The organism is Enterococcus sp. DIV0546, from assembly GCF_051712785.1.
Lineage (GTDB): Bacteria > Bacillota > Bacilli > Lactobacillales > Enterococcaceae > Enterococcus > Enterococcus faecalis.
The window spans coordinates 644,484-660,859 of sequence record NZ_JBIOPO010000001.1 but is presented as its reverse complement, the minus strand read 5'-3'; the positions used below and the strand labels follow the sequence as shown (position 1 = coordinate 660,859).

The following is a 16,376-nucleotide window of genomic DNA, read 5'->3' as shown; positions in this document are numbered from 1 at the left end:
CTCATCTAGAAATCATAGGCCAAAAGAGCCATTAAGTTATTATAGGAATAGACTTGTTTCGTAACTTTATCACCAAATCCTCCATAAATCGGACTGCTTGAATCCATAATTTGAAAATTATTAAGTACTGTAATTGCCGCACGATACAACTCTTTGTCATTTTCGGCAACACCAATTAAAGCCGCTATCGCATAACTGGCTGCAGATTGATTTTTATCCACGGGCGATCCATTTAAATCATACGAGTTAAAAAGCGTTCCTTGCTGAACTTGTTTTCGTACAAAATCAATACTAGTCTGCTTCGCCATACCCACTTCACTTAAATGGACAATCGTTAATAAAGATTCAATAATATTAAGTGTTCCGTTGTTTTCGTATTTATTTGTCTGATGATTAAACTTCGTTTGATAAAGAGGTAAATCATCAGAAATATAGCCATCGTCTATTAATTGGTAATGATACTGCAAGTAGTCTGCTGAAATCCCAAATTCTTTGTATAGATAACCCAGCGTAATTAAGTCAATATAAAACAAAGAAGTTTCTGAAGACTGTTGTTTTGATTTACTATCGTAAAAATCAATTAGAATATTATCTTTCATAGAGGTTTTCATAAAACTCTTGCCTAATTTTTTAATTTCTTGATCATACTGATCTGTTTTAAAATGACCCCCTGCTTCAATTAATGAACGAATGATCCGTAAATCATCAATCGAGGCATTGACATTGTATTTATTGCCTTGCTCGTCAATTCGGTAACTAAATTGGACGCCGTCGTAAAAGGTGTCTTTCGTCTGCTTGTAAAAATTATCAAAACGTCCCTGCGTATCAAAAGCTAAATTACGCAAATATAGACCCGAAGACTCACTTAGCAACTCATGTCCTGTGGCGACATCTTTGCGTTCAGCATCTGGTAAATAATTGGTTAAAAAGCCGCCGTCTGTTTTGAGCCGGGTTTCAATAAAAAACTTCAACAAATCTTTGCGTTCAGCTGTTTCTTTTGTGTGAAATTCATGTTTTGTTAAAAAATGTTGTTTGTCTGTCGACATTAAGCGTTGAATTTTTGGATTCACTTTTTCCACCTCTATTTTATAGGATTTTTCTCTAAACAAAAGAAAATATCCTCCCAGAAGCACCACGAATACCCCAATAAAAATCCAAAGTTTTCTCTTCATTGTTACGCCTCTTTTCCTCACTTCTTTATTGTCAGTGTACACAAAAGTACTTGTTTTTGCGAAACTTACGCTACATCTTCAAGCGCAAGAAAAAAAGCAATCCATAAAAATAAAAGGATTGCTTTAACCGTTTCGTCGATCATTTCCTGTCATCGTAATCTCTTTTGACAGATAACGCACACGTTCCATAATTCGTCTGGCTTTTAGCGGCTCTTGTTCTCCTCGTTGCGTCACGGTTAAATGCTCTTCTAAAGCTTTTAAATCTAGATTGGAAGAGAAAAAAGTAACTAATTGTTCTTGCATTCGGTATTGCAAGATTACGCTTAAAACGTCGTCACGAATCCAACTAGTCATGGATTCCGCACCAATGTCATCAATCATTAATATAGGGGATTTTTTTACTGCATCGAGCTTTTCACCAACTTGATCGCGACCAATGGCTTGCTTCATTTCTACTGTAAATGTTGGAAAATGAACAATTGTCGTAGTAAATCCACGTTCTGCTAAAGCATTAGCCATCGCACCTAATAAGAAAGATTTTCCTACACCGAAGGGGCCTTGTAAATAGAGCCCTTTATGAAATTCTTTTGGTGTCGCAGGATATTCTCTTAAAAATTGCATTGCTTCTGCTAACGCTTTGGCTCGACCTTGAGAAGATGGATCGAAATCTCGTAAATTTGCTTCTCGGACATCTTTTGGCATGTCCATTGCCCTTACTCGATTACGAATTTCTTCTTCCTTCTGACGGGCGATTAAATCAGCCGTTGGGACATACGTTACATCAATGTAATGAAAATTCAACATTAATCTTGGCTCATAGCCGGGGGCAATCATTGCCGGATCGTTTAATTGAAATTTCTTTTTTTCTTGAACAAATTCATACAGCTTAGCATAACTTTTACGAATATCTTCATCGGTTAAACGCTCTCGGTTTGCTTGTATAAAGGCTTGAACATCTTGATCTTTCAATACTTCGTTAACCAGCTCTTCATATCGTTCATTGATGTCACGCTTCTGGATAATTTTTGACATTTCTTTTCCTACGTCTTCCATCATTGGTCACCTCCTTGGTTTAAAAATTCTTGAATTTGTCGATCTAACTCGGCTTGTTCTTCTGGGGAAAGTTTTGTTTCATCGTTTGGCTGATCGGCCCATTCTGGCAATCGCTCTTGTCGAACAGTTTGGCGTTTCCCTGAATAATTTTGTTGTCGCTGTTTTTGTTTGGTTTGGCTTTGTTTTGCCAATTCTCTGACATGTTCAATTGCTTTTTCTGGTGAATGAATGCCACTTTGTCCCCATTCATTCGCAATTCGATTCACATACTCCGCTTTTAAAGTCGGTTGTTGTTGAATATTGTAAACATAGTTAATCAAAATATTAATCACACTAGTCGGTAAGCCTGATTTAGCAACCAAATATTTCACTAATGAACGTTCTTGTGGTGTCGTATAGCCGCCTCGACTATTTTTTAAAGCTTCTAAATATTGAATAGGCGGATTCTTTTCACTATCCATAATCATTTGAATATCCAGTTCAGAAAAACCATTCATTTTTAATGCGTTATATCGATACGTTTGTTGCTCTTCCACCGTCAATTGTGCTTGCTTGTTTGTCACTACGTTTGTTGATTGTGGTTTTTTATCAGGATCAAACGCTTGATGAATCGTTCGCACTAATTCCTTAGGCAAAATTCGACTTGTATAATAGTCAAATGATTTCGAAGCAAAGTCTACCATATCTAACTCATTGATGCCATATAATTGATGAAAAACATAGACTTCTTCTTGAAAACTAGCCTCATCTTCAGGCAGTTGTAAACCTAAACGGTGCAAACCTTCCACAAAATAGTGCCAATCAAAAGAATCCGTTGATACAGAAATTTTCTTCGCTTTTTCTTTTTGAGAAAAAGTTTCTTGAATCGTTGTCAATCGGTTCGCTTCGGAAACAATTTGTTCTTCTTTAAAGGCATAAACCTCTTGAAAGCTAGCGGAAACATTTTGATAGCCCTCTGTTTTGGTAGGATGCGGTTGGAACTTTTGCACTAATTGATCAAATTTCCGTTGTCCAACCCGATTAAATAACACTAAAGCTAACACTTCATCTTTAAAAAAACGAGCGGCTGTTTCAGGTGCTTTTAAATAATATAAATAACAATCTCCTAATTCCCGATCTGTTTTTTTATACGTTTCTAGCAACCCAATGCCTTCTAATTTGTAGCAAGCTTCTTCTAATTGTTGACAACTCAAGTCCAGCAAACTAATTAAATCTGCATGAAACAGCGAGCCATTCTCCTCTGAGTCTGTTGTTTCAGATAACAAAAGCCAATATAAACTAAACGCATTGGCGCCGACAATTGGTTGATATAAAAAGGTTAAAACCTCTTTCTCTTGATCAGAAAGCGGTGAATCAATAACCGCTTGAAAAATATTTTTTGGTTGGATTCTTTGCCGATTTCTTTTCAAAGAAAGACCTCCTTTTTAATTTTCTGAGTCAGGAGAAGAAGATTTTGCTTTGTCGACAATGTCCTGTAACTCTTTCAAAAACACGCTCATATCTTTGAATTGTCGATAAACACTCGCAAAGCGGATGTAGGCAATTTCATCTAGATTGACTAAATCTTCCATCACATATTCACCGATAAGCGTTGTAGAGACTTCATTTTCCCCTAAACTACGCACTCGATTTTCAACATTATCGACAATTTGAACCATTTGTTCCATAGCAACGGGTCTTTTTTCCGCAGAGCGAATGAGCCCACGCAAAATTTTATCACGATTAAATTCTTCACGATCCCCATTTTTCTTGATTACAAGTAATGGCGCCGCTTCAATTCTTTCAAATGTAGTGAACCGATAACTGCAATTTTCACATTCACGACGACGGCGAATTGCACGTCCATCATCTGCTTGACGGCTATCAATAACACGGGAATTATTATGATGACATCTTGGACAACGCATAACGTTCACCTCTTCTATTCTGTATAATTTTTGTTGCCTATATTATAACATGAAATTGCGCTATTACTAGGTCTTTAGAACTGGTTCTTAGTTGAATCTTTGCCATTCTTTAATAAAAACAAAGACTTTCACTGTTTTTTCTGAAATTTTCAAAACATTTTACGCCATTTAAAAAATATTCACTTCTTTCCAGTTTGTTCCTCTAGCCACTTCTTCACTTGTTGTTCCGTTTCTTCTCTAGTTCCTTGATTATCAAACACGATATCTGCTCGTTCTTTTTTCATTTCAATCGGCCATTGGCTAGCAATTCGTTGTTGCGCTTCTTCTTCTGTTAATTGGTTTCGGGCCATCAGACGCTCTTTTTGAATCTTTTCTGGTACATATACCACAGCAACTTGATCCATAATCGCCTCATAATGAGCTTCATAAAGCAGAGGAATATCAACAATAACAAGGGCGGCTTTCTTTTTAGCTTCTTCAATTTGACGTAAAATTTCTTTTCTTAAAAAAGGTTTCAGCGTTTCATTTAACAGCTCTCTTTTTTGAGGACTAGCGAAAATTAATTGTCCTAACTTTTTCCGATCCAATTCACCAGTTGTTAATACTATTTCTGGTCCGAAAGTTTCAACGATTGCGGCTAAGGCTGGTTGCCCTTTTGCAACAATTTCGCGGGCGATAATGTCGCCGTCAACAATTGGATAACCTGCTTTTTTAAAAAGAGCAACAACCGTACTTTTACCTGTCGCAATCCCTCCTGTAATGCCTAAAACTTTTGTCATTTCAATCGACGACCTTTCAATTGTTGGCATTGTGGACAATAATGCGTACCACGTTGTGCCACTTTTGTTTTAACAATTGGCGTACCACAACGATTGCAAGGTAAGCCTGTTTGCCCATAGACATTCAACGCTACTTGAAAAGTCCCTGCTTCTCCTAACGCGTTTAGATAGGTGCGGATGGTGGTTCCACCTGCTTCAACAGCGCGTGCCAAGACGTCAATGATTGCTTGATACAACGTAGCAACTTCCGCAGGTTTTAAGGAATCTGCTGGTTGTTCTGGATGGATTTGCGCTTGCCAAAGTGCTTCATCTACATAAATATTCCCCAAGCCCGTCACTAGCTTTTGATCTAACAGCAATGGCTTAATTGCCTTATGATGCTTTTTCAAGCCTTGTTGAAAAGTAGCTAATTGGAAAACGTCTGGTGTTGGCTCTGGGCCCAAAGCTAAAATCCCTTTATATTGATGACCTTGATTCTTAGGAACCAATGTCATACGGCCAAATTTCCGTACATCTAAATAACGTAATTGCGTGCCATCTGTAAAAGTAAACATTACATGGGTATGTTTGGCAATTTCATCATCAGCCTGATGAAACTCATATTTTCCTTCCATCCGTAAGTGAGAAATCATATCATTATCAGACAATTTAAAAATCAGAAATTTTCCTCTTCGCTCAATCCCTTCAATCGTTTGACCAGCTAATTGACCTTGAAATACATCAACTTCTGGTGATTCAATAATTCTTGGCCAAAAAACAATGACTTCTTGAATGGTTTTTCCTACAACAAGTTTTTCAAGTCCTTTTCGCACTGTTTCTACTTCTGGTAATTCTGGCATTATTTTTGCTCCTTTATATAAAGAGGTCTGAACGCTTAGATATCAACGTCCAGATCCTACTTATCCTTATTTTATTCATCGTTCTTAATAGGTAAGCTATTATTTTGCTTCATACCATGTTTTTCCCCAACTACTATCGGTGATAAGTGGCACATGTAAGGAAACTGCGTGCTCCATCACTTCTTTGACGAGTTGATTTAATTGTTCTAATTCTGATTCTGGTACTTCAAAAACTAATTCATCGTGCACTTGTAATAACATTGTCGCTTGTAATTTTTCTTCTTTTAAACGACGCGCCATTTCAATCATCGCAATTTTTAAAATATCTGCGGCACTTCCCTGAATCGGTGTATTAATCGCTGTACGTTCAGCGAACGAACGTAGATTAAAGTTTCTTGAATTAATATCACTTAAATAACGACGGCGATGATACAATGTTTCCACATAACCTTTGTCTTTGGCATCGCGGACTATCTCTTCCATATACTGCTTCACGCCTGGATATTTTTCAAAATAGGTGTCAATATATTGTTGTGCTTGCTTCCTAGTAATGCCTAAGTTTTGGGACAAGCCATAATCACTGATACCATAGACAATTCCAAAATTCACTGCTTTAGCTTGACGACGCATGTTAGGTGTGACATCTTCTGCTTTTTCAACACCGAAAACTCGCATTGCAGTGCTGGCATGGATATCTTGTCCTTCCACAAACGCTTCTTTTAAATGCTCATCATTAGAAATATGCGCGAGCACACGTAACTCAATTTGAGAGTAATCAGAAGAGAAAATCAACCAATTATCCTCTCTTGGTACGAACGCTTCTCTAATTTTTCGGCCTTCTTCTAAACGGATAGGAATGTTTTGTAAATTAGGATCTACTGAGCTTAATCGTCCTGTTTGTGTTAGTGTTTGTACATACCGAGTATGAATTTTATTATCTGGCTGAATTACTTTTAAGAGTCCTTCAACATAGGTTGATTGAATTTTGGCAATTTGACGATAAGTTAAAATATCTGCCACAATTGGTGCTTGTTCTTTTAGTTGTTCTAAAACATCCACCGCTGTTGAATAACCAGTTTTCGTCTTTTTGATCACAGGTAAGCCCATTTTTTCAAATAAAATAACGCCTAATTGTTTAGGTGAGTTTAAATTAAATTCTTCGCCAGCTTCTGCATAGATTTTTTCTTCGATTTCTTTCAAGCGTTCTGAAAATTCTACTTGCATTTCTTTTAAGCGCGTGGCATCAACACGGATCCCAGTTATTTCCATATCGCCTAAAATACGAGAAAGTGGTAATTCCATTTTATAGAATAAATCAGCTTGATTCTTTTCTGTTAATTCGCTATCTAATTTGCTTGTTAAAAATTGAATTGCTTTAATCTTACGTGCTAAATGACCAAAGAAAACTTCTTCGTCCTCTGGCAAGCCTTTTTTGGCCCCTTTTCCATAAATAGCTTCATCAGATTGAATCGCATCATATCCGTAATGTTGTGCTACACCTTCAATATCAGCGTTATTGTCATTGGTATCAAGTAAATAAGCAGCCAATAAAACATCAAAGGCAATCCCTGTCATTTTTCCTACATAGCGATTTAGTGCAACGTACGTCCGTTTTGCATCGTAGACATTTTTTTTACGTGTCTCATCCATCAACCAGTCGATAAATGGCTGACTTTCAAAAACAGCTAAATTATTCGTGGTATAAATCTTCTTGTTGTTGCCCCAAGCAAGGCCGACAATCGGTGACGTATGATAGTTATCTTCCATCATCTCAACATAAAGAGCCATATCGTCTGTAAACATTTCATTGGTTAACTGATCTTCGACTACTTCAAATAAAATATCTTCCATTTCAACAGGTTCTTCTGTAATGTCCAACTTAGCTAAAAATTGTTTAAAATCCATTTCTTTATAAAAAGGAACCAATTTTTCTAAGTTTTTCCCTTCATATGCCAAGTCTTCCACATTGACTTCGACTGGTGCATTGACTTCAATTGTCGCTAAACGTTTAGAAAGAAAGGCTTGCTCTTTATCATTAATCAAGTTTTCTTTCATTTTGCTTTTTTTCATTTCATCGATATTCTCATAAACCCCTTCAACTGAGCCATATTGTTTTAACAGCTTAATCGCGGTTTTCTCACCGATTTTCGTTACACCTGGAATGTTATCCGACGTGTCGCCAGCCAACCCTTTCATATCAATAATTTGCTTAGGCGTTAACCCATCATATTTTTCAGCAATATGCTCAGGTGTATATGATTCAATATCGCTAACTCCTTTAACAGTGATATCTACTTTGACAGTGTCCGTCGCTAATTGTGTCAAATCTCGGTCCCCTGATAACACGACAACATCAAATTCATCTTTATCAACTTTGTTGGCTAATGTACCAATAATATCATCTGCTTCATAGTTAGGTAGTTCATAATATTTTACGCCTAAACCTTCTAAAAGTTCACGAATATACGGCATTTGTTCTTTAAATTCCCCCGGTGTTTTTGAACGTCCGGCTTTATATTCTGAATAAAATTCTGTTCTGAATGTGGTTTTCCCTGCATCAAAAGCGACTAAAACATGAGTAGGCATTTCTTTTTGCATTACATTTTCAAACATATTGTTAAACGCATAAATAGCATTTGTATGCAAGCCGTTCTTATTTTTGAATCGTTCTAATGAGTTATGTAGCGCAAAAAATGCACGAAAGGCTACACTGTTTCCATCAACGAGTAATAATTTTTTTTTGGTCATTTTTTTCCCCTCATCTTTAGCAAACTAGTTTCCTTTCTATTTTAACAAAAAACTACAGAATTTGCAGTAGACGGCGATTGCAGAATGAAAGAAAAAGGTATTTGACATAGTTCCTTAGTGACAACTATATCAAATACCAAAATCAATCAGCAATACACGCTGGATCTTCACAAGTATGAGAATCTTTTTACGGCAAAACATTTCCCGCTGCACGATAAATATCGTACCAATCTTCGCGACTAATCACAATGTCTGCTGCTTTAGCAATTTCTTCAATTCTACCAAGATTCATACTTCCTGCGATGACTTGCATATTAGCAGGGTGGCGCAGAATCCAGCTGCTGGCTAAACCAGTTGGCGTTGTTTGATATTTTTCAGCCAATTCGCTTAATTTTTGATTTAACTCAGGGAATTTTTCATTTCCAATAAAGACACCTTCAAAATAACCATATTGGTACGGCGACCATGCTTGAATAGTCATTTGTTTCAACCGTGAATAATCTAAAATACCATGATCATAATCAATGCTTCCTGATATTTCCATATTTGTTTGTAAGCCTTGATCCACCATGCCAGTATGCTTGATGCCAAATTGTAATTGATTGGCTAATAACGGTTGTTTAACAGCTGTTTTTAAAAGTTCAATTTGTCCTGGCGTTTGGTTACTTACACCAAAATAGCGAACTTTTCCTTGTTTTTCTAATAAATGAAAAGCTTCAGCTACTTCTTCTGGTTCCACTAAAGTATCTGGACGATGCAACAATAATGCATCGACTGAATCTACACCTAAACGCTGTAAACTCCCTTCGACCGCTTCTAAAATATGTGCTTTTGAAAAGTCAAAAAAGCCTTGACGAATCCCACATTTCGTTTGTATAAAAATATCTTCACGACGAATGGTACTTTCTTTTAAAGACTTACCAAAAATGGTTTCGCAGTCGCCGCCACCATAAATGTCGGCGTGATCAAAAAATGTAATGCCATGATCATAAGCAGTTTCAATTACCTGTTGAGGATTTTCAGCACTATTTAAGCGCATACATCCTAAGATAACCGAAGAAACTGTTTCGTCACTTGTACCAAATTGCAGTTGTTTCATTTTAATATCCTCCTCATCCATTCCTCTTACTTCTTCATTTTAACACTATTTAGACAAAATTGGACTTCTTACGATAGATTCGCTTCGACTTTTTCAAAAAAAGCAGGAGATAATTCCTCTGGCAAATAAACAACTGTCTCAGAAGAAAGCGCTACGTTCATCTGAAACAAATGATTGACAATTAAGAGGTGTGCTTGGTGAAGTTGATACGTTGGTTTTCCATGAATAATTGTAATATTCTTTTTTTCACTGAAATAGCTTTTTATAGATTGCCCCAGCGCTTGTTCCTTTTCTGGAGGAAAGTCCGTCAACAGGCAAATAATATATTTTTTTTCATATAAAATCGGGTTAAATAAATCTAGGATGTGATAAAAATAGCAACTCGTCAATTCCCGTTCTTTTACTGAAGTAAAGACTGGATATAGGCGTTTTAAAAGCCTAATAAGTTTTTGTAATCTGTGCCAGGTTTGTTGATAACGAGCAGCGAGTGTTTGTTCCTGTTTATGAGCTGGCAACCATGCTTGTCCGTCTAATAAACTATTCATATGCGTACTTAAAAATCGACATAAATGAATTTCTTGATAATTAAAATGATGTTGTGTAAAATTTCTCCTAATTTCTTTCATAATAAAAATAGCTGTTTTTAAGCATAAACTTTCTATTTTCATTTGCTCATGAATAAAATACTTTCGCGCTCTCTTGCCAAAGCAACCACCAAAATGTGCTTCAAGAATCACAAATAACGCTTTTTGTTCTTTAAGAGACATAAAAGAAGTGCTCAACACTTCCACACGAAATAAATAAAAAAAAGCACTTGTTTGTTGAAATAAATTAGCCTTTGGCACTGAAATTTCATGCCCGCCTCTATATCGTTTCTCCCAAATATAAATTAGCCAACTAAGATGATTCTGTTGTGCTACATTTAAATCCAACTCAAAAAAGGTAATGATTTTCCGAGTCATGTCTCTGTTTTCTTCCAGACAGTTTTCTTGAAAAAACAAATAAAAACAAAGGATTAACTGTCGAATTTGCCATTCATTGCCAGTTAAATCGTAATGTTTTTGACGTACAATAATATCAAAATTAACTAGCCAACGTCGAATATTAGAAAGTTTCTTCCGAAGAGTTGATTCCTGTAATCCCAATACCTGGGTCAATTGCGCATAATTGATTCGCTCTTCAATTAGACAACGTAAAATATAAAATTCGGGAATAAAATAACAAAATTTTTGTCTAAATCGAGCCAAGCCACAAACGCATAATTCACGATATTTTACAATTCCTTTGGTCGTTGTATAAATCTTACAAAGCCCTTCTATCTTAAACGTTTCCTGCTTTTTTTCAAAACGTTGAATGTAACAATGGATGGTTTTGTCGCTCACCTTTAGTTTTTCTGCAGCCATCAAAACAGAAAATGTCTGCTCTTGTTGCAGTAAATCCAACAATTCCAACATATTTTTATGTTCAAAAGACAATAATTCCTTGAAATCCATATATCGTCCCCTTTTACTCCCTTGTTATAAGAATACGTCAAATAAGGCAAAAATTTTTTTAAGAAGAAAAAAATAGAGAACAAAAAGTATTGATTACTTTCCGCTCTCTACAATTATATCGAATTATTTTTTTGAAATATGCAGTGTCATAGCATTTGCTGCTACAATAATTGTACTTAATGACATCAAGACAGCACCTACAGCTGGATTTAAAACAATCCCAATTGGTGCAAGAACCCCAGCCGCTAAAGGAATGGCGACAATATTGTACCCAGCTCCCCACCAAAGATTTTGGATCATTTTACGTCGTGTTTGTTTGGCTAAATCTAAGAACCTTAAAATATCTTTAGGATCACTATCCGTCAGTACAACATCTGCCGAATCAATTGCTACATCTGTACCAGCGCCTATCGCAATGCCGATTGAAGCACGGGCTAAACTTGGTGCATCGTTAATACCGTCTCCTACCATCATGACCTGATGTCCCTCAGTAAGATATTGTTGCACAATTTTTTCTTTATCTTCTGGTAAGAGCTCTGCGTAGTATTCCTTCATTCCTAAATAATTAGCAACTGCACTGGCGGCTGTTTGATTATCCCCTGTTAACATGACTGGCGTAATTCCTTGCGCTTGTAACTCTGCAATAAATGTTTTAGCTTCTGGTTTGACTTTATCTCCTAAAGCAAGCAGTGCGACTAATTGACCAGCGATGATTAAATAGCTCAAGGTATTTCCTTGCTCTTGATAGTTTGTTTTAATTGTTTCATCGAAGGTTAACTGTAACCGTGCAACTTCTTTTTCATTGACTATTTTGACTTCTTGGTTTTGAACAGTAGCAACCAGTCCTACGCCTGATAAAGCTTGCAGATTATGGGCTTCATAAGGTTGAACGGCTTGTTTATTTAAATAGTTCATGATCCCAATTGCCAACGGATGATTTGCATTTTTTTCCAATGCCCCAATATATTTAAGTGCTTCTTCTCTAGTAAACTGCTTACTCATTAATTCTAAGCCAGTAACTGTAAATTGTCCTTCTGTTAAAGTTCCAGTTTTATCCAGCAACACATATTCAACCTTATTAGCTTGTTCTAATGCATTCCGATTTTTTAAAAGTAAGCCATTTTTAGCAGCAATGGAGGTACTTCTAGCAATCACTAAAGGAATTGCTAAGCCTAACGCATGGGGACAGGCAATAATAAAAACTGTAACCATTCGTTCAAATGCTAGAGACAAATCTTTCGTTACGAGTAACCAACCGATAAATGCTAACACACCTACGAATAAGGCAATATAGAACAACCACTTGGCTACACGGTCTGAAATGGATTCTAGTTTTGATTTTTCCGATTGCGCTTGTTTAACCATCTCCATAACTTTTGACAGGTAACTATTTTCACCCGTGCCAGTTACCGAAATTTCAATCATTCCGTTGCCATTGACAGCTCCACCAATCACGGAGTCACCAATGTTTTTTTCTACTGTTTTTGATTCCCCTGTAACCATCGATTCGTCGACTGTTGTGCTTCCTTTCAAAATTTTACCGTCTGTCGGAATTTTATCTCCCGAACGAACAATCAAGCGATCGCCTTCTTGGACATCTTGCAAAGGAATTTCTTCTTCCCCATGTTCAGTCATTCGCTTGACTGTGTCAGGCAACAGTTCAGCCATTTTTTTCAAGGCATCACCAGCATTGGAAATAGCATTCATTTCAATCCAATGACCTAAAAGCATAATAACAATCAGAGTGGCTAATTCCCAGAAAAAGTCCATCACGTGGGCCTGATTCGTAAAATGATTCATGTAAAACGCATATAAGCTGTAAAAATATGATACCGAAATCCCCATCGCAATTAACGTCATCATTGCTGGACTCTTTTGCTGTAATTCCATTTTAGCGCCACTTAAAAATGGTTGTCCACCATAAAAAAATAGCACTGTTGCTAAAATTAAGACCAACCAATCAGAACCTGGAAAAGTAAATTGAAAAGGTAATTGAAAACCCATCATTGGTGAAAGAACAATAATCGGAATAGCTAAAATCAATGACAGCCAGAATTTTTGTTTAAAATTCCCCATATGCATTGAATGGTCCATTCCCTTCATTCCTTCATGTTGGTGTGACATAGCCATTTGTTCATGCGCCATATCATGATTCATGGGATTCATTTTATCGTGGGACATTGTTGGCTGTTTTTCCTGGTGTTGTTCATGATTATGTTTTGCTGACATATGATCCCTTCTCTTCTTAAGTATTTTCATCTTAAGCATAGCACAAGATGAAAATTGTTAGAAATAATTACTTTTTTTAGTTTAGAAAAAAAAGAGCTGAATTTTGCGTATGTATATTTTAAGAACACCTTATCTTCATATTTATTCCAAAAGGAGTGTTTCAATGAAAATTACTACAAAGCAAGTCGGGGCACGCATGCGTGAAGCTCGAAAAAAGAAGAAGTACACTTTACGTTATTTAGCCAATAAAATTGGTTTATCTAGTGGAAGTACAATTAGTAACTGGGAATTAGGTTTGAATTTACCCAATAAACGATACTTAAAAAAAATCGCTAAAGCCTGTGACACAACAGTAGATTGGCTACTTTATGGTGATTTTGATCGATTTGTGCGCCAGCTATTAAAAGAAAATTTTCAAAATAAACAACTGCTAAAACCACCTTTTTTTACTCAGTTGATGGGACGTTTATCTGAAGAACAGCTATCCTATCACGATTCCTTAAAAATTATGATTCAAGCGCAAAAGTTACAGCAGTCCTTTTATGCTTTTCCTTTAACAGTAGAAGCCCCCTCTCATTCCCAAGAGAGTATTTCTATTTATGAACCAACAACTGCAGAAGAACAGTCTGACCAATCTTATTATCATCCGTTTATTTTGTCAGAACTCCATGAATTATTTACACATTCTCAAAATCCAGAATTGGATTATTCTCTGATTATCGCTTTTCTTCCTTTGTTAAAAGTAGATCAATTAACTGAGCCACAAAAAGAAGTCTTACTGGCCATCTTTAAGCGGATGAATTCCTTTAAAGACCAAACGCTTTTAAATGAATTCTTTGTGGAATTACAGTATTTACTCTGATTCTACAAAAAAGATTGAGCCATGTATCTCAAGGACTTAGGCTCAATCTTTTAGTTAAATTTCTTCTATTTATGAACGATTCTTTCGTTCGACTAAGTGCGTTTTCCGTTGTGGGCCAATGATTAAAGGAACGGATTCATATTTGACTTCACTGTATTCCAAGCCAAACCAACTTTCAGGAGAGGTAGTTAAGTTTTTGATAGCTAATTTTGCCTGCATAATTTGTCGATCCCATTTTTTCAGTTCAGAAACGTTAGATAATTCTTCTTGAATTAATACAAATTGGAAATCGCCAACTTCTCTTCCTGGCGTTAATGAATAACGTTGTGGCTGTTTTGGCAAGCGGCCTGTTTTCATCAAGTCATGAACAATTTGTCTTAAATATACATTCACTTCTTGAGAAATATGGAAGCCTAAATATAGCTGAACTTGCACAATAAAATCAGTCCCTAACATATCAACAGAATATTCTTGAGTAAAGGGTTCATCTGTTACCTGAACATTAACAAACCAATAAACATTCGCTCGTTTTGGTTGTTTGTCCAAAATCGAATAAATAATATTACGATTAATTTCGCCATCCACTCGATCGGAGGTTAAAAAGACCACGTTGGTTTGATACATAGGTACAGATGTATCTTCTTTCAAAGCTTTAAGTTGTGGTACATATTTTTTCAACGACACTTGTTCCGCCGTCGCTTCCTTAATCTCGTTGCCGCGTTCCCAAATAATCATGATGCATAACAAGAAGACTGCCATTCCCACAGCAACATATCCACCATGGAAAAACTTCGCAGCACTTGAAAAGAAAAAGACAACTTCAATGGCAGCAAAGAACAAGGAAATTAGATACGCAGACCAAGCTGGAATTTTATCCAAAAGATAAAACAACAATAAAATGGTTGTCATTAACATCGTAATCGTAATCGATAGACCATACGCAGCTTCCATGTGTGTCGATGTTCTAAAAGCCAGCACGATTGCTGAACAAGCTAGCCACAAAATTAAATTTACCGCCGGAATATACATTTGACCGATATTGCTCCCAGGATAAATAATTTTAAGTCTTGGTAATAACTTCAATTTAATCGCTTCAGAAACTAAAGTATACGAACCTGATATTAACGCTTGCGAAGCAATCACTGCGGCGATTGTTGCAAAAACAACGCCAAATACGAGAATACCTCGTGGAATCATTTGGAAAAATGGGTTAATTTCAGCTAATGCCTGCATTTCAGGGTTTTCTTTGACCGTTAACAACCACGCAGCTTGCCCTAAATAATTAAGAATCAAACAAATCTTAATATACGGCCAGCTAATGCGGATATTCATTTTTCCTACATGCCCTAAATCAGAATATAAAGCTTCAGCACCAGTTGTAGCCAAGAAAATATTACCTAAAATAAATAGACCTAATTTATTTTCTGGACTGACTAGTAATTGCAAAGCATAATATGGATTTAATGCACGAATAACCGTCCAATCTTGGCTAAAATTCATTAAACCAATGATGCCTAAAAAAGTAAACCACAAGAACATAATCGGCCCAAAAGCTTTCCCGACCAATTCTGTTCCAAATCGTTGAACAGAAAAAAGAATTAAAATAATCGTCAACGTAATAACCACTATAATCGTTTGGTCATTGCCAAAACGTTCAAAAAATGCCGGAATTCCCCGTAAGCCTTCAATCGCTGTCGTCACTGTCACAGCTGGGGTCAAAACGCCATCAGCCAGTAAAGCGGCGCCGCCAATCATTGCGGGAATAATCAAATACTTACTTTTTTTACGAACCAATGTATAAAGAGAGAAAATCCCACCTTCTCCATGGTTATCAGCATTTAAAGCAATAACAACATATTTAATCGTGGTTAAGATAGTTAATGTCCAAAAAATTAATGAGACCGAACCTAAAATAAACGATTCAGAAACCCGTGCCAAGCCACCATTATCTCCTACAATGGCTTTCATTACATATAAAGGGCTCGTTCCAATATCTCCATAGACAACGCCCATGGCAACTAAGATCCCTGCCATCGTAAATTTCCGACGATCAAACCCCTCTGCTTTGTGTAACACAATACTTTCCTCCTACAAAAGAAATGACTTCGTTTAGTTTAACCAACAGCTCCATAAAAACTTTTAAAACTCTTTATTATATAACGTTTTATATATCTTTTTCATTAGTCAAAAAGCGC

The 16,376-nt window shown here is 36.4% G+C and carries 12 protein-coding genes; 1 reads left to right on the top strand and 11 read right to left on the bottom strand.

The genetic code is table 11. The features are described 5' to 3' along the window. Nucleotides 1-5: 5 nt before the first annotated feature. From IGJ24_RS03155 to IGJ24_RS03110, 10 genes are all read right to left on the bottom strand, one after another. Nucleotides 6-1,214 (bottom strand): hypothetical protein, encoded by a 1,209-nt coding sequence (locus tag IGJ24_RS03155; protein ID WP_289865457.1) that lies wholly within the window; start codon nt 1,212-1,214, stop codon nt 6-8. Nucleotides 1,215-1,295: 81 nt separating this feature from the next. After that, nucleotides 1,296-2,225, bottom strand: a complete 930-nt coding sequence (gene dnaI / locus IGJ24_RS03150) for a primosomal protein DnaI (RefSeq protein ID WP_002355760.1) — start codon at nt 2,223-2,225, stop codon at nt 1,296-1,298. Further along, a complete protein-coding gene (locus tag IGJ24_RS03145) occupies nt 2,225-3,634 on the bottom strand; it encodes a replication initiation and membrane attachment family protein (protein ID WP_289865456.1) in 1,410 nt (469 codons plus the stop codon). The genes dnaI and IGJ24_RS03145 overlap by 1 nt, the downstream gene beginning before the upstream one ends. A gap of 15 nt (nt 3,635-3,649) precedes the next feature. Next, complete coding sequence (gene nrdR / locus IGJ24_RS03140) at nt 3,650-4,132, bottom strand: transcriptional regulator NrdR (RefSeq protein WP_002381296.1); 483 nt, start codon at nt 4,130-4,132, stop codon at nt 3,650-3,652. 179 nt (nt 4,133-4,311) lie between these two features. Further along, the gene (gene coaE, locus IGJ24_RS03135; RefSeq protein ID WP_002385031.1) at nt 4,312-4,911 is read right to left on the bottom strand and encodes a dephospho-CoA kinase; all 600 of its coding nucleotides are present in this window, start codon (nt 4,909-4,911) and stop codon (nt 4,312-4,314) included. Then, on the bottom strand, nt 4,908-5,750 hold the full coding sequence (gene mutM / locus IGJ24_RS03130; protein ID WP_002355756.1) for a DNA-formamidopyrimidine glycosylase: 843 nt from the start codon (nt 5,748-5,750) through the stop codon (nt 4,908-4,910). Before mutM ends, coaE begins: the two co-directional genes overlap by 4 nt. A gap of 99 nt (nt 5,751-5,849) precedes the next feature. Then, on the bottom strand, nt 5,850-8,498 hold the full coding sequence (gene polA, locus IGJ24_RS03125) for a DNA polymerase I (RefSeq protein WP_002355755.1): 2,649 nt from the start codon (nt 8,496-8,498) through the stop codon (nt 5,850-5,852). A 187-nt stretch (nt 8,499-8,685) separates the two neighbouring features. Then, the gene (locus IGJ24_RS03120; protein ID WP_048736949.1) at nt 8,686-9,597 is read right to left on the bottom strand and encodes an aldo/keto reductase; all 912 of its coding nucleotides are present in this window, start codon (nt 9,595-9,597) and stop codon (nt 8,686-8,688) included. 68 nt (nt 9,598-9,665) lie between these two features. Further along, complete coding sequence (locus tag IGJ24_RS03115) at nt 9,666-11,090, bottom strand: helix-turn-helix domain-containing protein (RefSeq protein ID WP_289865455.1); 1,425 nt, start codon at nt 11,088-11,090, stop codon at nt 9,666-9,668. A gap of 123 nt (nt 11,091-11,213) precedes the next feature. Further along, nucleotides 11,214-13,358 (bottom strand): heavy metal translocating P-type ATPase, encoded by a 2,145-nt coding sequence (locus tag IGJ24_RS03110; protein WP_016615265.1) that lies wholly within the window; start codon nt 13,356-13,358, stop codon nt 11,214-11,216. 124 nt (nt 13,359-13,482) lie between these two features. Here IGJ24_RS03110 and IGJ24_RS03105 point away from each other — a divergent pair, with 124 nt between their 5' ends. Then, nucleotides 13,483-14,181 (top strand): helix-turn-helix domain-containing protein, encoded by a 699-nt coding sequence (locus tag IGJ24_RS03105; protein WP_002381295.1) that lies wholly within the window; start codon nt 13,483-13,485, stop codon nt 14,179-14,181. Between the two features lie 69 nt (nt 14,182-14,250). Here the strand turns inward: IGJ24_RS03105 and IGJ24_RS03100 are convergent, their stop codons facing one another. Next, nucleotides 14,251-16,257 (bottom strand): KUP/HAK/KT family potassium transporter, encoded by a 2,007-nt coding sequence (locus tag IGJ24_RS03100; RefSeq protein ID WP_002387003.1) that lies wholly within the window; start codon nt 16,255-16,257, stop codon nt 14,251-14,253. Nucleotides 16,258-16,376: the final 119 nt, after the last annotated feature.